20 protein-coding genes are annotated in these 20,971 nt (G+C 52.8%); 12 read left to right on the forward strand and 8 right to left on the reverse strand.

Annotated features, from left to right (window positions below):
- Positions 1-148: 148 nt before the first annotated feature.
- Positions 149-475, reverse strand: a complete 327-nt coding sequence (locus tag ACLD72_RS20940; RefSeq protein WP_410999358.1) for an L-rhamnose mutarotase — start codon at positions 473-475, stop codon at positions 149-151.
- Between the two features lie 251 nt (positions 476-726).
- On the opposite strand from ACLD72_RS20940, the gene ACLD72_RS20945 reads away from it, so the two are divergent.
- The 6 genes from ACLD72_RS20945 to ACLD72_RS20970 all read left to right on the forward strand — a co-directional run bounded on the left by ACLD72_RS20945 (position 727) and on the right by ACLD72_RS20970 (position 7,247).
- Positions 727-2,337, forward strand: coding sequence for a spore germination protein (locus tag ACLD72_RS20945; RefSeq protein WP_410999356.1), 1,611 nt, complete (start codon positions 727-729; stop codon positions 2,335-2,337).
- A 51-nt stretch (positions 2,338-2,388) separates the two neighbouring features.
- On the forward strand, positions 2,389-3,594 hold the full coding sequence (locus ACLD72_RS20950; RefSeq protein WP_410999354.1) for a Ger(x)C family spore germination protein: 1,206 nt from the start codon (positions 2,389-2,391) through the stop codon (positions 3,592-3,594).
- A gap of 7 nt (positions 3,595-3,601) precedes the next feature.
- Positions 3,602-3,841 (forward strand): hypothetical protein, encoded by a 240-nt coding sequence (locus ACLD72_RS20955; protein ID WP_410999352.1) that lies wholly within the window; start codon positions 3,602-3,604, stop codon positions 3,839-3,841.
- Between the two features lie 46 nt (positions 3,842-3,887).
- Positions 3,888-5,003: a GerAB/ArcD/ProY family transporter gene (locus tag ACLD72_RS20960; protein WP_410999350.1), complete on the forward strand. Its 1,116-nt coding sequence runs from the start codon at positions 3,888-3,890 to the stop codon at positions 5,001-5,003.
- 275 nt (positions 5,004-5,278) lie between these two features.
- Positions 5,279-6,220 (forward strand): phosphodiester glycosidase family protein, encoded by a 942-nt coding sequence (locus tag ACLD72_RS20965; RefSeq protein ID WP_410999348.1) that lies wholly within the window; start codon positions 5,279-5,281, stop codon positions 6,218-6,220.
- A 1-nt stretch (position 6,221) separates the two neighbouring features.
- Positions 6,222-7,247, forward strand: a complete 1,026-nt coding sequence (locus ACLD72_RS20970; RefSeq protein WP_410999346.1) for a glycosyltransferase — start codon at positions 6,222-6,224, stop codon at positions 7,245-7,247.
- On the opposite strand, the gene ACLD72_RS20975 is transcribed toward ACLD72_RS20970, so the two are convergent.
- A complete protein-coding gene (locus tag ACLD72_RS20975; protein WP_458476132.1) occupies positions 7,201-8,046 on the reverse strand; it encodes an alpha/beta fold hydrolase in 846 nt (281 codons plus the stop codon). The two genes, ACLD72_RS20970 and ACLD72_RS20975, sit on opposite strands and share 47 nt — an antisense overlap.
- Positions 8,047-8,510: 464 nt before the next feature.
- On the opposite strand from ACLD72_RS20975, the gene ACLD72_RS20980 reads away from it, so the two are divergent.
- Both ACLD72_RS20980 and ACLD72_RS20985 read left to right on the forward strand, forming a co-directional pair.
- Positions 8,511-9,740, forward strand: coding sequence for a nitrate/nitrite transporter (locus tag ACLD72_RS20980; protein WP_410999343.1), 1,230 nt, complete (start codon positions 8,511-8,513; stop codon positions 9,738-9,740).
- Positions 9,709-12,357, forward strand: coding sequence for a molybdopterin oxidoreductase family protein (locus tag ACLD72_RS20985; protein ID WP_458476133.1), 2,649 nt, complete (start codon positions 9,709-9,711; stop codon positions 12,355-12,357). Before ACLD72_RS20980 ends, ACLD72_RS20985 begins: the two co-directional genes overlap by 32 nt.
- Positions 12,358-13,103: 746 nt before the next feature.
- On the opposite strand, the gene ACLD72_RS20990 is transcribed toward ACLD72_RS20985, so the two are convergent.
- On the reverse strand, positions 13,104-13,544 hold the full coding sequence (locus tag ACLD72_RS20990) for an Hsp20/alpha crystallin family protein (RefSeq protein ID WP_410999509.1): 441 nt from the start codon (positions 13,542-13,544) through the stop codon (positions 13,104-13,106).
- Between the two features lie 270 nt (positions 13,545-13,814).
- Between ACLD72_RS20990 and ACLD72_RS20995 the strand changes: the two genes are divergently transcribed.
- Positions 13,815-14,048, forward strand: a complete 234-nt coding sequence (locus ACLD72_RS20995; protein WP_458476134.1) for a hypothetical protein — start codon at positions 13,815-13,817, stop codon at positions 14,046-14,048.
- 59 nt (positions 14,049-14,107) lie between these two features.
- Complete coding sequence (locus ACLD72_RS21000) at positions 14,108-14,233, forward strand: hypothetical protein (RefSeq protein WP_458476135.1); 126 nt, start codon at positions 14,108-14,110, stop codon at positions 14,231-14,233.
- 37 nt (positions 14,234-14,270) lie between these two features.
- Here the strand turns inward: ACLD72_RS21000 and ACLD72_RS21005 are convergent, their stop codons facing one another.
- The 3 genes from ACLD72_RS21005 to ACLD72_RS21015 all read right to left on the reverse strand — a co-directional run bounded on the left by ACLD72_RS21005 (position 14,271) and on the right by ACLD72_RS21015 (position 17,544).
- A complete protein-coding gene (locus tag ACLD72_RS21005) occupies positions 14,271-15,353 on the reverse strand; it encodes a copper amine oxidase N-terminal domain-containing protein (RefSeq protein ID WP_410999338.1) in 1,083 nt (360 codons plus the stop codon).
- A 184-nt stretch (positions 15,354-15,537) separates the two neighbouring features.
- Complete coding sequence (locus tag ACLD72_RS21010) at positions 15,538-16,272, reverse strand: DsbA family protein (protein WP_410999336.1); 735 nt, start codon at positions 16,270-16,272, stop codon at positions 15,538-15,540.
- A 627-nt stretch (positions 16,273-16,899) separates the two neighbouring features.
- Positions 16,900-17,544, reverse strand: a complete 645-nt coding sequence (locus tag ACLD72_RS21015) for a hypothetical protein (protein WP_458476136.1) — start codon at positions 17,542-17,544, stop codon at positions 16,900-16,902.
- Positions 17,545-17,716: 172 nt separating this feature from the next.
- Here ACLD72_RS21015 and ACLD72_RS21020 point away from each other — a divergent pair, with 172 nt between their 5' ends.
- Positions 17,717-18,004 carry a hypothetical protein gene (locus tag ACLD72_RS21020; protein WP_410999332.1) on the forward strand — a complete coding sequence of 96 codons (288 nt, stop codon included), beginning with the start codon at positions 17,717-17,719 and terminating at the stop codon, positions 18,002-18,004.
- A 63-nt stretch (positions 18,005-18,067) separates the two neighbouring features.
- Here ACLD72_RS21020 and ACLD72_RS21025 read toward each other — a convergent pair whose 3' ends face one another.
- Together ACLD72_RS21025 and ACLD72_RS21030 are read right to left on the reverse strand one after the other, a co-directional pair.
- A complete protein-coding gene (locus ACLD72_RS21025) occupies positions 18,068-18,607 on the reverse strand; it encodes a DoxX family protein (protein WP_251596472.1) in 540 nt (179 codons plus the stop codon).
- Between the two features lie 861 nt (positions 18,608-19,468).
- Positions 19,469-20,170, reverse strand: coding sequence for an SDR family NAD(P)-dependent oxidoreductase (locus ACLD72_RS21030; protein WP_410999330.1), 702 nt, complete (start codon positions 20,168-20,170; stop codon positions 19,469-19,471).
- A gap of 239 nt (positions 20,171-20,409) precedes the next feature.
- Between ACLD72_RS21030 and ACLD72_RS21035 the strand changes: the two genes are divergently transcribed.
- Positions 20,410-20,892: a hypothetical protein gene (locus tag ACLD72_RS21035; RefSeq protein WP_410999328.1), complete on the forward strand. Its 483-nt coding sequence runs from the start codon at positions 20,410-20,412 to the stop codon at positions 20,890-20,892.
- Positions 20,893-20,971: the final 79 nt, after the last annotated feature.

Raw genomic sequence — 20,971 nt, forward strand, 5'->3', positions numbered from 1 at the left:
AATCAAATGCACTTTTGCAGTTGATCCCACGGCACCTCCCCCTACTCCAGCCTAACATTGGAAATATCCAATCTAACCTCGGTATTGCTGCTTCATTTCCAATTTGATTGGATATTTCCAACGAGCCGTGCAATGCGGCCTTTCTTTCCTACTTCAGATAAAAAACCTCCCGCATCGGAACGATCGGGTTCGGTTCATTGAAATCGAACGAGCCTTCGACCATGCCCGACGTAAGCGCGTTCCAGCGCTGACACGCCTCGCTTTGGGCAATATAGTCGAACGCCGCGTCCACATCGTCGCACTCAAAACAATAGAAAAACTGGTTCCCCTGCTGAAAAATCGAATAGTTGCGGATGCCCGCCTTGCTGTGCTCCTTCAGCACCTCCGCCCACGGATTCAAATGCATCTCCACATAAGCGTCCAAATGCTCTTCCTTTACGCGCCAGGTCCAGGCGAATTTCCGGCTTTGTTCCATGAATATCCCCTCCATGTAATCCCGCTAAAATAGTGAAAAAACACCCCCAGGAACTTTCTGCCGGAGGTGTCGGATAGCTCTATTCTAATATAATTCCTTCTATTCGGCGATATGCGGGACGACAAATTGAGCGGTTCGTCCGATAACCGGCATTCGAATTATTTCATCCCGATCGTGCCGCACCTTCCGTTTGGACCGCTCTTGCTTCGGCAATAATGAAGCTAAAAACACCCTTGAGAGGGAGAACAGCGATGCGTTACCGCAGAAAATTCCATCGTAAGCCCGTTCATTTACTCAAGAAAGACACGGACTCCACCGGCCGGACACCAGTTTCGACAGAGCCCGAGCCCGGCGTTTTATTCGAAGAACTGGGAGCAAATTTGCAAGCTATCCGAGATACGCTCGGCAACAGTACGGATATCATCATCCGCAACCTGCCGGTCGGCTACGAAGGGAATCAATCTATCGCCATACTCTATACCGACGGATTAGCCGATCAGAATATCATCACCGATTTCATCATGAAATCGGTGATGCTGGATATCAAACTGTTTGAACGCGCCGACCGGAAAATCGCCCTTCCCTCCGATGCCGTACATGCCCTGAAAAACTACGCGCTAACGATCGGGGACATCCGGGACGTCAGCGATTTTGCCGCCCTTTACCAGGCGCTGCTGTCCGGGGACACGATCATCCTGATCGATGGCCACAACCAGGGCGTTGTTTGCAGCACCCGCGGCTGGAAGGACCGGGCAGTCAGCGAGCCGTCCACGGAAAACGTTGTTCGCGGCCCCCGTGAAAGCTTCGTCGAATCGCTGCGCACCAACACGGCGTTGATCCGGCGAAAAATCAAAGACCCTCATTTATGGCTGGAAACGATGCAAATCGGCCGAATTACCCGGACCGACGTGGCCATCATGTACATGAAAGGCATCGCCAATGACAAATTGGTGCAAGAGGTGCGCAACCGCCTGAACCGGATCGATGTCGGCAGCATTTTGGAGACCGGGTATATCGAGGAATTGATTCAGGACGAAACGTTCAGCCCGTTTCCGACTATGTACAATTCCGAGCGGCCGGACGTGATCGCGGCCTCGCTGGTGGAGGGCAGGATAGCCATTATGGTGGACGGAACGCCGATTGTGCTGATCATCCCGACATTGTTTTCCTCCTTCCTCCAAGCCCCGGAGGATTATTACCAGCGCGCGGATTTCAGCAGCTTTGTCAGGATGCTTCGTTACATTGGGATTCTCGTTTCTTTGTTCGCACCGTCCATGTACGTCGCCTTCACGACCTTTCATCAAGAATTGCTGCCGACGCAACTGCTGATCAGCCTGGCGGCGCAGCGGGAACAAGTCCCTTTTCCCGCCTTTATCGAAGCGCTGCTGATGGAGCTGACGTTCGAGATTTTGCGTGAAGCCAGCATTCGCATGCCGAAAAATATAGGCGCGGCGATTTCCATTGTCGGCACGCTGGTTATCGGGCAAGCCGCCGTCCAGGCGGGCATCGTGTCGGCAGCGATGGTTATCGTCGTGTCATTTACGGCGATCTCCAGCTTCATTCTGCCGGCCTACAACATGTCGATCGCTTTTCGCCTGCTGCGGTTCCCTTACATGGTGCTGGCCGCGTCCTTCGGCTTGTTCGGCATCATCGCAGGGGTTATCGTCCTGGTTTTGCACCTATGCAGCCTTCGTTCATTCGGAATTCCGTATATGGCGCCGTTCGCTCCGCTCATCCCGGCGGATAACAAGGATGCGGTTATCCGGCTTCCGCATTGGATGCTGCGCTCCCGGGTCCGTCTCATCAACCAGAGCAATATTACGCGCCGGAACAGCACTCCGCCCAGGAAGTCGCGGCAATAACGTCACCTCCGTGAAGGTGAAAAGATCGTCGTACACAAAGGAGACTTATCCGTGAGAAAAAACATGGCCGCTCTGATCCTTCTGCTTTCCATCGTCCTGCTGATTACCGGCTGCTGGAATCGCAAGGAGCTCAACGAACTCGGCATCGCCGTCGCGGCCGGCGTGGATATGGAAGGAGGCCGCTACCGTCTTACCGTGCAGGTGGTGGATCCCGGACAGGTCACCGCGGAAAAGGGGGCGAGCGGCGGCGCTCCCGCCACGCTGTACACCACCCAGGGGGATTCCGTATTTGAAGCGGCGCGAAGGCTGACGCAAATCAGCCCGAGAAAGATTTATTTCTCCCATCTTCGCATATTTCTGATCGGCGAGTCGCTGGCCCGGCAGGGCATCGGGCAACCACTCGATTTTATATTTCGGGATCATGAATTCCGCCCCGATTTCTACTTGGTCGTCGCCAAGGGGGCGAGCGCTCAGGAAATGCTCAAGATCATGACCCCGCTCGAACCCGTTCCGGCCAACAAGCTGTTCTCGTCGCTGGAAACCTCGGAGCAGAACTGGTCTCCTAGCCTGGCGATCACGCTTGACGAGTTGATCGACAACCTGTCCAGTTCAGGGCAGAGTCCCGTATTAACCGCACTGGAAATCACCGGAGACCCGAAAATCGGAGAAAGCAAAGAGAATATCTCCAGCATCAACACGCCAACTCAACTGAAATTTTCCGGTTTGGCCGCATTCAATAAGGACAAGCTGATCGGCTGGCTGGACGAACAGGAGAGCAGAGGATATCACAGCATCCATGGCGGCGTGAAAAGCACGGTCATGTTCGTCCGCTCCCCGGATAACGGCATGGTGATCATCGAATTCCTCCGCAGCAAAACGAAAGTGAAGGGCAAGGTGGTTGACGGGAGGCCACAGATCGATATTCAGTTCACAGCAGAGGGCAATGTCGGCGCCTCCGGTTCCAAAAAGCTGAATCTGACCGATCCGAGCACGTTACCCGATCTGGAGAAAAAAATCGAGGAAAAGCTTATCGAATTTATGGAAACAACCATAGAAAAGGCGCAAAAAGAGTTCAAAACCGACATTTTCGGATTTGGCGAAGCCATTCACCGCAACAACCCTAAGTATTGGAAATCACTGGAACCCGATTGGAATGAGAAATATTTTCCCGAACTGCCGGTAAACATCAAAACGGATTTCATCATCCGCCGTATCGGAATGATAACGAACCCGGTCACGGAGCAAATGAAGGAGTAGACATGCCATGTTATGGAGCGCAGGCATCCTGGTCGCTGCCGGCATCATCGCCTGGTTCGAACTGCCGGCACTTTGGAAACAACAGCAAAAAAAGGACCTGTGGGCCTTCTGTATTCTGCTCGCAATAGCCGTAGGGATCTCTATTCCGGCGCTGCTATTCCGCCATTTTCCCAGCCCGCTGCTCGTGCTGACGGTCGTATTCGAACCGTTTAGCGAGCTTTTGTCCGCAATAGGCTTAATTCCCTGAGCGAAAATAAATCGCTCGTTTAAGAAACGATCCGAGGTGAATTCTGTTGAACGAAGTTCATATCTCCGTACGCCAGTTGACAATCATCACGATTTTTTTTACGGTAGGCAGCGCTATTCTAATCACCCCTTCCGGCATGGCCGAGGCAGCCAGACAGGACGCCTGGATCGCCGGCTTGATCGGAATCGCGGCAGGTCTGCTTATCATCTGGCCTATGTCCAAGCTTGTCAACCTGTATCCGCAAAAAAACCTGATTGAGATCCTGGAAACCTTGTTGGGAAAATGGGTCGGGAAAATCGTTTCCCTACTGCTTATAAGCTCGTTGTTTCTGGGTGCCCCTGCCTCGGTACTAAACGATTTGGGCGATTTTATGACGACGCAAATGATGCCGGAAACCCCGATCCAAGCCATCATCATCCTGTTCGGGGCCGTGGTTCTCATTGGCGTCCGCCTGGGGATCGAAGTGATCGCCCGTTCCGCGGAGCTGCTGTTTCCCTGGTTTATCCTTCTTTATCTTCTGTTGGTCCTGCTGGTCGCCTTCAATATAGATCCGCGTCAGTTGCAACCTGTCCTGGAAAACGGTTTTCCCCCGATCTGGCAGGCTACGCTTACTTTTATCAGCGTCGCTTTTTTGCCGCATGTTTCGCTGCTCTTGATCCTCCCGGCCTCCGTGAACCGGCCTGCCCAGTTCGGCAACGCCATCGTTCAGGGCAGCTTGATCGGCAGTCTGATGCTGGTGATCGTCATCATCCTGTCCATCCTCGTCCTTGGGGTGGAGGTTACGTCAAAAAGCTTGTTCCCAAGCTATGTGTTGGCCCAAAAAATCGACATCGGCCACTTTTTGCAGCGGGTTGAAACCATAGTGGCCGTCATGTGGTTTTTTTCACTGTATTTCCGGATTACGCTGTACATGAGTTCCATTACGGTATCCCTTGCCAAAATTTTCAATTTGAAGGATTACCGGCCCCTCGTTTGGCCGCTGGGGATGCTCCTCATCGTCATGTCGTTCGTCGTTTACCCCAACGTCCCTTTCAGACAAACCTGGGACGCCCGTACCTGGCCGCCGTACATTTTAACCGTCGGGCTGCTGCTCCCCCTTTTGCTGTTAGTCATTCATGGGCTGCGCCGCCTGTTCAAGAAAAATCGGACGCAGCAGGCCTGAAGCCAATTTCAGTGCATCGGCCTTCGCGGTCGACAACACCTCTCCGTTGATAAGCCGGCCTGACGGCCGGCTTCTTTTTTTCTTAAATCATCCGCCGGCCGCCCTCCGTTTATTTCCTCGGCTTCCTATAACCGTTACACCGCCCTTCTCCGCTTTTCACCAAACCTTCAACCTACGTTCAGGTGCGTTTCAGTTTGCCCGCTTATCATGTAGTTGCCCGAGCGAAACCGAGTTTTCGGTTCGGGTGCCTAATCTTCAAGCGGAGTGTGAATAAGATGAAACCGAAAAAAAAGCTGGTCATCGCGGTGCTCGTTCCGCTGCTGATCGTTGGAGGAACGCTTTACGGGCTGGCGGACCGTTACTTAATTAAACATGTGGAGAAGGTTGTGTCTGAGGAAGGCACATTGCAGCTTGGCTCAAGTCCGCAGGAGACCGCCACTCCTGCGGAAGCCGACGCCAAATCGGATGATTGGAATTATACGAGCAATGATATCCAGATCCATATCGATCAGGTGCAAACCGGCTCCGGGGCGGACCAAATTACGTATTACGCGGCCGATGTGCAGTTGAAGAACTCTGGCGGCCTGCTGTCCGCCTTCGCCGATAACAGCTTCGGGCGCAATATTACGGAGAACACCTCGGAGATCGCCTCCGATAACGGCGCGATTTTTGCTGTGAATGGCGACTATTACGGCTTCAGGGGCGACGGGGTGATAATTCGTAACGGAACGTTGTACCGGGATGAACCAGCAAGAACGGGGCTGGCGTTATTTAACGACGGGACGATGAAAGCTTACAATGAAACAAAGGTTTCCTCGTCAGCATTGCTGGAGCAGGGGGCGGTCCAAACATTATCGTTCGGGCCGGCGTTGATCCAAGATGGCGAAGTGGACACCGACTTGGACAATGTAAAGATCGACACCAATTTCGGCAACCGCTCAATCCAAGGCGCCAATCCCCGCACCGGCATCGGCCTGATCGCGCCAAACCATTACGTGTTTGTCGTCGTTGACGGGCGCAAGGAAGGCTACAGCCGCGGCATGACGTTAACGGAATTCGCGCAGGTGTTTAAGGATTTAGGCTGCACTGAAGCTTACAATCTAGACGGAGGCGGCTCGTCCACGATGTATTTTATGGGCCGGGTGGTTAACAATCCCCAAGGTAAAGGGCGAGAGCGCGGTGTCAGCGACATCCTCTACGTGAAAGAGGTGAACTGACATGACGACGATTCTGATCCCCGCCTATGAGCCGGACGAGCGTCTGCTGAACTTGATCGGACAGTTAAAAAAAATGCCGGACACCCGGATCGTCATCGTCGATGACGGCAGCGGCGAGGCGTACCGCCCGATTTTTGACACGGCCCGGGCGGAGGGGTGCAAGGTGCTGCGGCACGAGGCCAATCGCGGCAAAGGCCGGGCCCTGAAAACCGGCTTCCGTTATTTGCTCGACACCGGGGAGCGCGGCCCCGTGGTTTGCGCCGACAGCGACGGCCAGCATCTGCCCGCCGATATCGGCCGGGTCGCCGCCGCCGTACGGGAGCAGGGATGCAGCCTTGTGCTCGGAAGCCGCCGCTTCACCGGCAAGGTGCCGCTGCGCAGCCGGCTTGGCAACGCGGTGACACGGTTTGTGTTCGCCTTTACGACCGGGACGAAAATTTACGACACCCAAACCGGGCTTCGCGGCTATTCAGCGGACATGCTGGAGTGGCTGTGCTCGGTTCCAGGGGAACGTTTTGAATATGAAATGAACCTCTTGCTCGGGGCCAAACGAAAAGGATGCACCCTGGAGGAGGTATTTATCGATACGGTTTACCTGGACGACAACAAGTCTTCCCATTTCCGGCCGTTGGCCGATTCCGCGCGGATCTACCTGCCGATTCTGCTGTTCAGCGCCTCGTCCATCCTGTCGGCGGGCCTCGACTTCGCGCTGCTGTTCCTGCTTCAGGCGTTCAGCAAAAACCTGGCGCTGTCGGTCGCAGGAGCGAGAATTTGCAGTTCCACCGCCAACTTCGCGATGAACCGCCGGTTCGTGTTCGCCCACGGCCGCTCGGCCAAGCTGTACGCTTCTTTGCCGCGGTATTTTTCGCTGGTTCTGATCGTATTATTGCTGAATATGGGGCTGATGCATGTATACCATGACCTGGCCAGCATCCCTCTGATCGCGGCCAAGCTGCTGACCGAAGGCTCGCTTTTTCTGTTCAGTTATTGGGCTCAGCGGAAATATGTGTATTCGGATCTTCGATAAATTTTACAAGCTCCCGGTTGAACTTATCCCGTTCCTCATAAAACAACCCATGCCCGCTGTACTGGAACCACACGAGCCTGGAATGCTTAATCCCTTCATGCTGGGCCGCCGCGAGTTCGGGATAACAAACCTTGTCATGGATGCCGTGCAGAATTAACGCCGGCACTTCAATCTTGCCGAGATCGGCGAACAAGCTTTCGTCGCGGAAGGAAGCGGCTACCTTGGCCGTCGCGTTGCCGGAGGCCGCATATTCGATTTGCCGGACCCAGTCGCCGAAAGGTTTCGACACATGTTGAAAGAAAAACGTATTCTCCAGGTTGAAAAGCATGTTGGGGCGGTCTTGATACGTCTGCTCAATGAGCTCGCTCACCGCTTCCTTCGGCTGCCCGTACGGAAAGCCGGGGCGGCGGGTAACGCTCGGGGCGGCCGCGGCAAACAACGCCAGCTTCGCTACGCCATGCCCTTGATGGCGGGCCATATACCGGATGGCGGTCGCTCCCCCGTAAGAGTGGCCGGCGAGTATGAAATCGCGGAGACCTAGCGCATCGACCACGGCGCGCACATCGTCGGCCATCCGGTCGAGATGGTAGCCGTCCCAAGGCTTGTCGGACTCGCCAAAGCCGCGCAGATCGATGCCGATGCAGCGATACCCTTTGGCCGGCAGCACGTTAAATTGATATTCAAACGCCCAGTGGCTTAAAGGCCAGCCGTGGATGAACAAAATCGTCTGTTTCCCCGCCGGGTGGATGTCCTCCACAAAAATTTTTACATGAGGCTCCACGCGCACAAAATAACCCATATTTGCTACCTCCGGTTCCTAAGGATTCAACAGAATCAGCTTATTCGAGCGGAGGAGAATGGGTGAATGCCTAATTGTCATGTTGTAAATCGAGTATAGTCGTTAGTGTCGCAGGTTTGTGTTATTATATCTAACATAAATATACTGTAATTTCTAACTCCATTCTCGATAATCCCATCTTTTCGCTTAAAGTCATCTATAAAAGTATTTTTCTGTAAAAATTATGAACGTTTTTTGTAATTTATATTGACATCTGTTTTTTCTGCCTCATATAATTTAACTACGTTCACAATGTCGTGACGCTTATATTCCGGTCCCCGCACAACGCTGTGCCGGCCGGTGGCAACGGAGCCGCACGGGCAATCGCTATCGATTGTTCCTGCGGCTTTTTCTGTTTCTTTTGCGTGCTGAAGTTAAAAAAGAAAACACCCTTAAGGGTGGAAATTGGAGAGGAGATCGATGGAATGAATCGGGCCGGATTTTGGAAAAGCGGGCATAAGCCCTCGCTATTCAGCGCATTTCTTTATTTTGACGTCAGTTTCATGATTTGGGTGCTGATCGGACCGCTGGCGGTCATTATGATGCAGGATTACCCGATGAGCGCCTCGCAAAAGGCCAATTTGGTCGCCCTGCCGGTGCTCGGCGGTTCCATGCTCCGGCTGGTGCTCGGCGTGCTGGCCGATCGCATCGGCCCGAAACGGACTGGCCAGATCGGCATGATCGTCACCATGATCCCGCTCATTTATGGCTGGCAGTTCGTGAGCTCGCTCGGCAAACTTTACCTCGTCGCCCTGCTGCTCGGTGTGGCCGGCGCTTCTTTTTCCGCCGCGCTGCCGCTTGCCAGCCGCTGGTATCCGCCGCAGTATCAGGGCCTGGCGATGGGGGTCGCCGGAGCGGGCAACAGCGGCACGGTGTTCTCCACCCTGTTCGCCAACCGGATCGCCCAGCATTACGGCAGTTGGGAGGTCGTTTTCGGACTGGCGCTGATCCCGATCTTCATTGTGTTTATCGTTTTCTCGCTGCTCGCCAAAGACAGCCCAAGCCAGCCTGAACCGAAGCGGCTGAAGGATTACGCGGCGGTGCTCCGCCAGCGGGACACCTGGTTGTTCTGTATGCTGTATATGGTCACCTTCGGCGGTTTTGTGGGCATGTCCAACTATTTGACGATTTTTTTCAATACCGAATATGGGTTAAGCGCCGTCAGAGCCGCCGACTTTACCACGCTTTGCGTGATCGCCGGCAGCTTTTTCCGGCCCGTTGGCGGCTGGCTGGCCGACCGGGTGGGCGGCATTCGCATGCTGCTTGTATTGTACGGCGGCGTCGCCGTCATGATGGCGCTGATCTCCTCGCTGCCGCCACTGTCCCTCGCCACCGTGCTGCTGTTTATTGGGATGATGTGCCTCGGCATGGGCAATGGCTCGGTATTCCAGCTCGTTCCCCAGCGGTTCCAGCAGGAAATCGGCGTCATTACCGGCATCGTTGGCGCGGCCGGAGGGCTGGGCGGGTATTTTCTGCCGAATATCCTCGGGATTTTAAAAGAGTTCACGGGATCGTATACGCCCGGCTTCCTGATCCTGAGCGGCATCGCCGTCATCTGCATCATTACAGTGCTGCTGATCCAAGGCCAGTGGAAACGCACCTTCCTCGAAAGGAGCGGTGCATATGACGCTTATACCTACAGCCGCCAATCCTGACGGGCGCCTTCGCACGCACTGCTGCTTCTGCAGCATGCAGTGCGGCATCGAGCTGCATCCGCTGGGGGAAGCGACAGGGCCGGGGGGTGCGGCAACGGGGACGGGAGCCGGGACGGAAACGCTAGGCGCTGCGACTACAGCCCCCAGTTCGGGGGTGCGAAGTGCGGCGGCGATCAGTGCTGAAGCGATTAGTGCTGAAGCGACTAGTGCGAAAGCGATTAGTGCGAAAAAGTCCGCGATCGTATCGCCCAGTGCGGCAAACGCGCTTGGGTATGAAGCGAAACCCAGCCCCGATTTCCCAGTAGCTACCGGAAAGTTGTGCCAAAAGGGGCTTCATTCCATGACTCATGCGGCGCATTCCGAGCGGATTCTCGCGCCGCTTCGCCGACAGGATAAACGCGGGATTACCGGCAGGCCCGGGCTAGGGGGCGGATTTGACGCGGCTGAAGGGTTTGCTGGTGCCGGGCTGCGGCGAACAGCGCTTGGTGCTGGACTGTCCGCGACTTGGTGTTCTGCAACCTGGACGGAAGCGCTTGACGATATCGCCGCCCGGATTCTCCGCCTGCAGGAGCAGCACGGCCCGGACAGCGTAGCCGTCTTCGGAGGCGGGTCGCTGACGAATGAGGTTTGCTATTTGCTCGGCAAATTCACCCGCGTGGCGCTCCGCTCGCGGTACGTGGATTATAACGGCCGCTACTGTATGTCCTCAGCCGCCGCCGCACAGCAAAAGGTCTTCGGTATCGACCGGGGGCTGAGTTTTCCGCTGGACGATATCCCCAAGGCCAAATACATCATCCTGGCCGGCACCAACATCGCGGAGTGCCAGCCGACCATGATGCCGTATTTGCTTGCGGCCAAAAAGCAGGGCGCCGTGCTCGTGACGATCGATCCGCGCCAAACGCTGACCTCCAAAATCGCCGACCTCCACATCACGCTGCAGCCGGGCCACGACTCGCTGCTCATCAGCGGCATGCTATACGTCCTGCTTGAAGAAAATCTGTACGATGCGGAATTTGTGTCGGCCCACACAGAAGGATTGCAGGAGGTGCGCGAAGCCGTGCGGCTTTTTCCGCCAGACCGGGTGGCCGCGTTGACCGGGGTCCCCGAAGACATGATCCGAACCGTTGCCCGGGGCTTTGCCGCCGCGGAAACCGCGATCGTCCTGACGGCCCGCGGGCTGGAGCAGCAGGTCAACGGGGTCGAGCATACGCTGCAGTACATTAACCTGTGCCTGCTTGCGGGGCACATCGGCAAACCTGGCAGCGGGTTCGGCTCCGTGACCGGGCAGGCCAACGGGCAAGGCGGCCGCGAGCACGGCCTGAAGGCCGATCAGCTCCCCGGCTACCGATCGCTCGAAGAGGGGGAGGCCCGGGCTCATGTGGCCCGCGTCTGGGGGATCGAGCCGGACGACCTGCCGGGCAAAGGTGTCTCTGCCTATGAGCTGTTCGGCAAAATTTTGGACGGCAGCATCAAAGCGATGATTATCCTCGGCTCCAATCCGCTCGTCTCCAGCCCCAACAACGCCAGGGTCGCCAAGGCGCTGGCCCAGCTGGAACTGCTCGTCGTCGTCGACCTGTTCGAAACGGAAACCGCGGCTTACGCGGATTGGCTGCTGCCCGGCACGTCCTTCCTGGAAGCGGAAGGCACGCTGACCAATCTGGAGGGCCGGGTGTTTCACCGGCCCCAGGCCTTTGCTCCGGCAGGGGACAGTCTGCCGGATTACCGGTTCATCTGCGCCCTGGCCGAGCGGCTGGGCCGGGGGCAGTATTTCCGGTACACGTCGGTTTCGGACGTGTTCGATGAGCTCTGCCGCGCTTCCGCCGGGGGCAATGCCGATTACAGCGGCATGAGCTATTCGCGGCTGAAGGAAGCGCAAGGGCTGTTCTGGCCGTGCCCCGCAGGCGGGGAAGAAGAGACGGCGAAGCCAGCAGCCCAGTCCGGGGAGCGCAGGTCCGCCGGCGCGTTAGGGACAGCAGGCGGACCTGCATCCGGGGACGGGGCCGGCTACAGCGCTGGGACCGCTGCCGGGGACAAAGCCGGGCTCGGAGCCGGCGCCGAGCCCGCAGCATCGCCCGCCGCGGCTGTGCTCCGCGGCCAGGGCCATCCCGGGACGCCGCGCCTGTTCGCGGGCGGCGTTTTCCCCCGTGCAGGGGGCCGCGCCCGCCTGCACGGGATCACGCCCCAGCCGCCGGCGGAGAGCGCAGATCCGGATTACCCGTATCTGCTGACGACCGGGCGGCTGGCGGGCCACTACCTGAGCGGCGCGCAAACCCGCCGCACGGAGGCGCTGGCGAAGAAGGCGCCGGAACCGGTAGCGGAGCTGCACCCCGCTCTGGCCGAGCAGCTTCGCCTGCACCAGGGAGAACGCGTCCGGCTGACGACCCGCCGGGGCTCGTTGGAGTTTGCCGCCAAGCTGGCTCCCGGCATTCACCCCAGAACCATATTCGTCCCGTTTCATTGGGGCGGGGAATTGGCGGTCAACCGGCTGACCAACGATGCCCTGCACCCCATCAGCCGGATGCCGGAATTCAAGATTTGCGCCGTGCGTGTGGAGCGGGTTGAACCCGCGCCTGACCCGCCAGTTCCCGAAACAGCGCAGGAACCCTGTCCAAAATAGCGGAAAACGCCAACTAGTAGAATGATCCGGAAATAATATGGCTTATCTGCGGATAGGGGCCATGGATCGCTTTGTTTCCTATTCTGCTCTTATTATCATCCCCATGAAATAGAGGAACTTTTGGGCCTTATTTTCCGAATTTGAGCCTATTCATCACCATAGGGGAACTTTTGGGTCTTATTTTTCGATGAACAGGTCGAAAGGCAACCTTTAGTCACTAAATCATGGAAATAGCGCTATAAAAATCCTCTATTGCACGCAACATGGGGGATATCGCTGAAATAGCGCCCCTTTTTTCCTTTATGTTGTCACCCGTGATCTTCAATAGACTAATTTTGCCGTTTTCTCAAGTCTTCATTTGCCATTATTCTAACGTTATTTCCAGAACCGTCTACTTGTGTAGTAAAGATTTAACTACATTTCTAGTGAAACTCACGCTCATTGGATAAAATCCAATAGATTGACGGAAATCGCACTCAATTAGGAACTCCCATTGGAAAAAATCCAACAGACTTCCCTTAGATCGTCCGCTTTGCACCTTACCGAGCCCAATCTATTGGAAATATCCAATCAAGCCACCGTATTTGCCACTTAATTTCCAATTCAATTGGATTTTTCCAACCAAACTGCCACCAACACTAGAAGCCGAAGCAATCTGTTGGAAAAATTCACTGAAGGGCAAGCGGAATCCGAAAAAAACGGGCTGCGCCAGGAATTTCTCCCGGCCAGCCCGCCTGCTATTTAACTCAGTCCTCGATTTCGATGCGTTTCGATCTTGTTTGCCCGCGTTTCGGTACTTCCAGTTTCAACACGCCGTCCTTCAGGGACGCACGAATGCCTTCTTCGTCGATGTCCTGAACGTAAAATCTGCGCACGTATTCGCCATAGCGGCGTTCCTTCCGGACGATTTGCTGCTTGGAATCTTCCACGTTGTTGTCTTCCTTGCGCACCGCTTTAATCGTCAAGTAAGGACTCGCGTAGCCGATTTCGATTTCATCTTTTTGAAATCCCGGAAGTTCGGCTTCCACCAGATAAGCGTTCTCCGTTTCGTGAATATCCGTTCTAAAGGACATTACCTGGCCTTTCAGCGGCATGAAAAAATCGTCGTTAAACGCATCGTTAAAAGACTTCACCCATTGACTTAACGCATCTTCTCTATGTCTTCCAAAAGGAATCAGATCAAACATCATTTATTCCCCTTTCTTTGACCTTATTTGACCTTACACCCTCATTATATGCTTGCGGTCAGAGAATGACAAAAGCGATCTCCGGCCAAACAGCCCCATTACGAGGCATTTTAGTCCAATTTTTGAGGGCGGCGCAGATCAACCTCCCCATTTGACCTTGTTTGACCTTCGCACATCCCCTTGTTCATTTCAGATTTAATATTTATATACGAGCCCGGATTGACGGCAAAACATTTCGCGGATAAGAACGATTTGATGAATCATCTGTTGATGAAGCTGGTAGAATTATCGACCGCCTATGTCCTGGACAGGGTGCGCCCGGCAAACACGCCGGAAGAAAAGCTGAAAGCTTTTATTAACGCCAGCTTGGCCTATCAGGGAACCCATCCCGCCCATAATACCGCTCTGATCGAAATCGTCTTTAATGCTCGAACCCCGGACAATATTCCTTACTATAAATTAGACGACGAGGATAAGAGGAAGAACCGCTTGCCCGCGAGCTGAAGACAATTCTCCAGGAGGGCCAGCGCCAAGGCGTATTCGGAGATTTCCATACGGGCGTCATGTGCAGGATGATTCAAGGGGCGATCAGCGAATACATGCTTACTTCAACCCATAACACAGAAACGGACTTGGAGACCTACAGCAATGAGCTGGCGAAAATCGTAAAGCGAGCCGTGGGGAAATGAACGACAAAAGCGACCCCGTAGGGTCGCTTTGATCTTGTTATTTTTCGCTTGTCTCATTCACTTCATTGTAAATAATGACGGACTGTGTTTCCGGCTCCCATTTCACCGAGGTCTCAAACGCCTCGCCAATGAACCGAACCGGAACAACGGTGCTACCGCCGATTACGGTAGCCGGCGCGTCAAGTGTTTGCTTCACGCCGTTTTTGTACGCGGTTTTGCTGTTGATGATCAGTTTCAAGGTAACTCCGTCCTTGGTTACGGTAATCGACTTATCCGACGGATCATAGGTCACTTCCGCCTGCAAAGCTTCGGAAATGGCGCGGAACGGCACCAACGTGCTGCCATCTTTTACAATCGGTGCTACCTCCGTCGCGGGCTCTTCCCCGTTCACATACAGCTTAACGCCTTTTTTGCCCAACTTGTCATACAGCTTGCCGAGCTTCTTGTAAGATTCAAGGCTGGTTATGTCGGTCAATACCGCTTCTTTCTGGACGTAAATCGCGTCGGTTACGCTGCCGGTTTGCTCCAGCATATCCGCCGCTTTGGTCAAAGCCTGCGCCGCCTCCTCGATCCCCTCCAATTCCGTCTTCATTTCATCCGTTAGTTGAGCATCGTATTTGGTCAGCAAAAGATCGGCCAGCACCGCCCCCGCCGGCTTGTCCTTTACGTTTTCGATCGCTTTAAGCAGCCCTTTGTACCCTTTATGGCCTGGACCATACGTTTCCGACGTGACGGTTGCCGGTTTATCTTCTTCTTCCTTAGCCCCTTGCTTTCCTTTAGTCTCCTCGTTTGCCTTTGAGGCACTATTGCCATGGCCCTTACCCTTGTCTCCGTCTTTGCCGTCATTGCTTTGCGGCTTGTCCGAATTCGCCATTTCCTTACCTTCATCTGATTCCTTACCTTGATCGGATTCCTTGGCTTGATTTCCCCCCTTGTCATCGCTTGCATGTTCGGCTTTTTGGTTTCCTTGTCCCCGGCCCGATTTAGCCTGAGAACCGGTCTCCGCCTTCTTGTTTGTCCCGCTTGCGCCACCTGCTTGCCCCGGCTTGGCCAAAGCGGTTCCCGCCGACAGGCTTACCGCCAAAATACAGGAGAGTGTGATGATCCAGCTTTTTTTCATGGGTTTGTTACCCTCCCTATCATGTTTGTTGTTCCTATATCTTATTTCGGAAGAGTGTTACATTTTTGCAAGGGGTTGTGACGAAAAAAAGAAAATAATGTCGAAAAATAGACTCGGAGTCTCGAAAATTATGGGATAAAATAAGAAAAAGGAGCCTTGCGGGCCCCAAACCTTCATTCGACTCTTATTGTCCATTTTCCGAAGCCAACTGCGCCTCGATGGCTGCCACCAAATCTTCATAAGAAGAACTGTCCAGCAGTTCGCCGTTCACCATAAACTGCGGGGTTCCGTTGACGCCATAGTAGCCCGCTGTCTTAAAATCTTCCTTCACCGGGAGCATATAAGTCCGGTCTTTCAAATCCTTGGCAAAACGCTCGTAATCGATGCCGTCGATATGGTTTTTGACGAAATCGAGCAAAAACTCGGAGGTAGCCCAAATTTCCGATTCCTTCCCTTGATTCGCGTAAAGTTCGCGCTTAAACTCCCAAAACTTCTCGTTGCTTTGCGCAAAAATCGCTTCTCCCGCGCTGGCGGCCATGATCGAATCCCGATCTATGAAAGGAAAATTGGTAAAGAACAGCTCGACTTTCCCCGTATCGATAAATTCTTTTTGGAATTGCTCCATATTCTCTTCTTCCCATGTTTTACAGGCAGGACATTTGAAATCGGCAAATTCCATGACCTTCACCTTGGCGTCGGGACTGCCAAGATGCGGCTGCTTTTCGTATTTCAGCCCTTCCGCAACAAATTTACCCTTAATTTCCGTATAGTTGGGCAAATCGCTAAGTTCGGCAGAGGCTGACGAATCTTTGAGAAAAATTACGGCAAGGACAATGACAGCCAGGCTTAAGAGAACAATTAAAAGTAAATATACCCGGTTTGAAACCTTCGGCTGTTTACCTGCCTTTTGTTGAGTCATCACTAATTCCCCCAATACTCAAGTTTTTCCTAATTTTATCGAATAAGCCCGGTTATAAATGTAATTTAAGTCACAATATCCTTCTTTTTGGAAAATTGTGAGATGTTGTGATTTTTCATTCGCTTTAATACAGCGGGGATCTGACAAAAATTAAGGAAATTCAATAGCTTATCAAGAAGGCCTATTCTGGGGGGATGTCTTATATAACGATAAAAAAGGAAAGGGCTCAACCTAATAATCAGCGCTTGACCGTAAAGCCGGCAACCGATCGTGGCAAGAAATATCGGCAGATCAACATCCGCTGTCCGGACGCTTTGCACGATTATCCCGTTTGATCCGAAAGCAGAGAGGAAGATAAATTCAGGAGAAGAAAATAGGTTTGGGAGAAGCAGACATGCTCGGGATCGTTATTCAGGTTTACTGAGAAGGGGGTTTAGGAGAAGTGAAGCAGACCTGACGGTAGGAATGGGGCAAGACACCGAAAAAATGAAAGGACCGTGATTTGCCCCCACCCTCTCCCCCCTGAACAAAAGGAATAATCGTGCAAAGCAGCATGCAGGAATACCAAGACACGAACGCTATAGACAGCCACCTCAGAGCCAAAGAAAGAACGGCATTTAATTTAAATCAATCGTTAAAATAATTATCTAATTCCTCAATGTTATGAATATAAAAGATGATTTTCACATGATATTCATCGATCATCATATAAACTTCTAACCGGGTTCTACCTTCAAGATTCGCAATATTAATTTGGGCGGAACCGCTCCCCTTTTCTTTCAATAGACTAACGATTGTTTCCGGCAGTCCCTTATTTTCTTTTTGTGTATCGATGGACTGATAAACAACAATATCCCCTTCATGATACACAAACAAATTATCGTTTAATGTATATGCACGCTCATTAATCGTTTTCTTAACGGGGTTATCTAAAATACCATACTCAGCTAGCATACCTGAATCATCGAGACTTTTTCCTTCCTTGTCTTTAGAAAAAGAATAATAGTGGTCACGAGCCGTCTGGAGACCCGGTAATTCAGCATGAATACTATACTGCTTCGACCGGTACAGGTCAAAAGATAGTTTGGTATCCGATAGGTCATAAACCATTTTCAGCGGACCTACTGTAGGATCATAAGGAGGAAAAAGGTATGAATTACTTCCAAAAAGGTCTTTAATCTGCTGTCGCCAGGTCTCGTATTCTTTTACCAATTGTTTCCCTTCCGCTGTTGTTGATTCGGATTTATTATTTGGCTGTTCCCCCTGTACCATCATTACGCCTGGACTACAAGAAGTGATAAAGAGACCAAGTAAGCTTGTCAATAATACATAGCTTATTCTTTTGATTATAATCACCCTATTTCCAATAAAATGTCTTTATGAGTGATCAAAGTATAAACAGAGCTTTTTCACCGATGAGATCATTGGCAAGGTCAGCAAAAATTTGGAAGCCATCGTAAAACACGATGAAACACAGTTTTTGGAGAACACAAATGAAGACTATACTGAGCAAAACCTGGCATGGTTTAATGGTAACTACCAACCTGGAGTGGAATACGACTTTCACGAAGTTACATTAATTGAAAAAATCAAAGATATCGGACGGATTAATGTTGCTATTGCATTTTTAAGAAAGAAAAATGATGATACCGTTGAAAGAGGCCTTGCCCATTATTCATTCCTGCAAAATAAAAATGGGAATTGGGAGATTACACTGCTTGACGCCAATTAAAAAAACGCGAGCCCCGGGGGTTATTGCCCTCGGGGTTCGCGTTCATATCCTGCACAATTACGGTTAAGCCGTGCGTTTGATGTTGCGTGGTTGTTCCGGATTCGGCAGCTCCGTTCCGGCTGCTCCGGGCTTGCGGAACAGTTTGCGCAGGTAAGGGAGCACGTAGTAGTCGAGGCCGATTTTGCCGGCGTTGGCGGCGGCGACAATCACCAGCACTTCAAGCAGCAGCATTTGCGCGTTTGTGCTTACCGTTCCGCTGAAGAGGAACGCTGCGTTCATCAACAGGCCCATCAGGGCGGCGAAGGTGGTGAAGGTGCCGAGGATCAGCCCCAGGCCGACCAGGAACTCGCCGTAAGGAACGAGGACGTTGAAGATGCCTACGTTAGGCAGGGCGAAATGTTCCAGGAAGGTGGCCCACCAGCCTTGAACAGCGGGATGATCGCCCGTGCTGTTTGCGATCGCGCCGGTGAGGAAGCCCGCGGCGTCGAAGCCGCCGGTAATTTTATGATACCCTGCTTCAATCCATTGGTACCCGAGGTAAACCCGGATGACGGTCAGCAGCCACATGGCGATTTTATTGGTTCTCAGGAAGTTGTTAAACATTTTTACCACTCCTTAAGTGATTTGTTCGGTTGGTTTTGTTTTTTAAGGATGATCATCTTTGATGTCTTTATTATAAGTGATTTTTTTCACAATACATGTGATTTAAATCACATATATCACATTTTTAATAATTTATTTTTAAATCATTCGTTTTTTACGGCTTTCCAGGCGACTTCGCAGATCAGATCCGGCAGTTGTCGCAAAGCCATCGCGTCGGCGAAAGAGCCTGCTTTCTGCTCCAGCCGCTCTCAGGGTCTATGCATGGAATGGAATAGCTGCAAAATATACAGTTACTTATCCGGCAAAGCGCCACAGCGCTTGATTAAGTGCAAAACCTGCAATTACTCCGCTATCTTTCGAAGGAAAGGCAAAATAAACGGGATATAATTGTATGAAATGCAACTAAACGAATGTTTGGCTAGATTGATATAAAGTTAGTTGTATGATTTGCAATTAATGGTCGGTGCCAAGCCGATCAAGAATCTAGCCCAAAAAAGAAAAGAGGCTCCCCTCACCCCCTGCTCCTGCACAAGGTGGAAAGCCCCTCCCTTATGTAACTTGCCTCAAGGCTAACGGACACCACAGACCTTATTTGCCTGAAAAAAAGCCGTTCCAATTTCTAACGGACTGGAGAGCCGCTATTTGCTCGATAATGGCCGGATACATGCTCATTTGTGCCGAATAAGGGCTGTGGTGTCCTTTACATTTTGAAAACTGCGAATTTCACCCAAATAGCGGCGCTGGTGTCCGTTAGAATTCGGCATATTGCCTGCCTTAAAAAGGTATACTAGCCGCCTTAGAAAGGTGTACTAGCCGCCTTAGAAAGGTGTATTACCTGCCTTAAAAGGTATACTAGCTGCCTTAGAAAGGCATCGCCTTTCCTTCACGGTCGATCATCCAGGCCTCGGCATCGGCCTCGATTTTTCCTTCGATGAGATCGAGGATGTTTTGTGCCGTATCCGCCGGATCGCCAGGGGCCTCGCTGCCGCCCATCGGGGTGCGGATCCAGCCGGGATGCAGCGCGTATACCGCAAAGCCTTGCGGGGACAGCTCTTTGCGCAGCCCAGCGGAGAAGAAGTTGAGCGCCGCCTTGGAGAGCCCGTAGGGATAGTCCCGGCCGTGGGCCCATGAGAAACATCCGGCTTCCGAAGATACGTTCAAAATGCAAGGATTGTCGCTGTTTTTCAGCAACGGCAAAAAATGCTTCACCATTTTCATCGGCCCAAGCAGGTTCGTTCGGAAGGTATTCTCCACCGCCGCAAACTCAAGCTGCTCGATGGACTGCTCGCGGGCCAGCAAAATGCCGGCGTTGTTAACCAGCGCATCCAAAGCGCCCCACTTGGCCGCCATCGCCTCTTTGGCCTTAAGCACCGACTCTTCCTCATCCACATCCAGCTCCAGAAGCGTCAGCCGGCCTGACGCCAGGTCCTTAAGCTCCTGCAGTGGATCCATGTTCGTATCCAGCGACCGAAGGCCCGCGGCTACCTCATGGCCGCGCCGCACCGCTTCCTTGACGATTTCCCGGCCAAGCCCCCGGCCCGCTCCCGTAACGATCATTTTCATGATTTAACAACGCCTCCTATTAAATAATATTAGAACCTCGCCTTGAATCCGCTTTCAATTTGATCGGGTGCCGTTTTTCAGTAGTTAATTCACTCCCAATCTTAGCACAAAAGAACCGTTTCGCCACCAAAAAGTGGAAATCCTGAAAATGAATCTTTTGCCTGTTGCTTGTCCAACACTGCACAAATGCCCATATTCGCGAATATACTGCAGCATGAAAAAAAGGAGGAATTGAACTCATGCAACCCAATCCTAATGCGTATTCGACTTACGGGGCTCAGCCGACCGCTCCCATCAGCCAGGTCAGCCCCGCGTATCATGAGCCGGCGGAGCACCACGCCCACAAAAGACATATGGTGGAAATTTGCAAAAGATACCATCATCATCTCATTCACATTGAAAGCACCGACGGCCATGTTCACGTAGGCATTATTGACGGAATGGACGACGAGCACGTGTATTTGCTCATTCCGATCGGCGATATGGACGGCGGCGAGCGTGCTTTTGGCTTTCCTTTTGGCGGGTTTGGCGCTCCGTTTGGCGGGTTTGGCTTTCCTGGCGGGTTTGGCGCTCCGTTCGGCGGGTTTGGCTTTCCTGGCGGGTTTGGCTTTCCTGGCGGGTTTGGTCCGTTTGGCGGATTCCCCCTGAGATTTCGCCGCTTTATACGCCGTCCTTTCCCGTTTTTCGGAATCAGAAGATTTTTCTTCCCGTTCTTCTTTTGATCATCGAATCGGAGCCACGGCCACTGGATGGTGCGATCCAGTGGTTTTTGCGCATTTTTTGCAAATAAAAAACCGCAGG

Source organism: Paenibacillus lacisediminis (genome assembly GCF_046567315.2).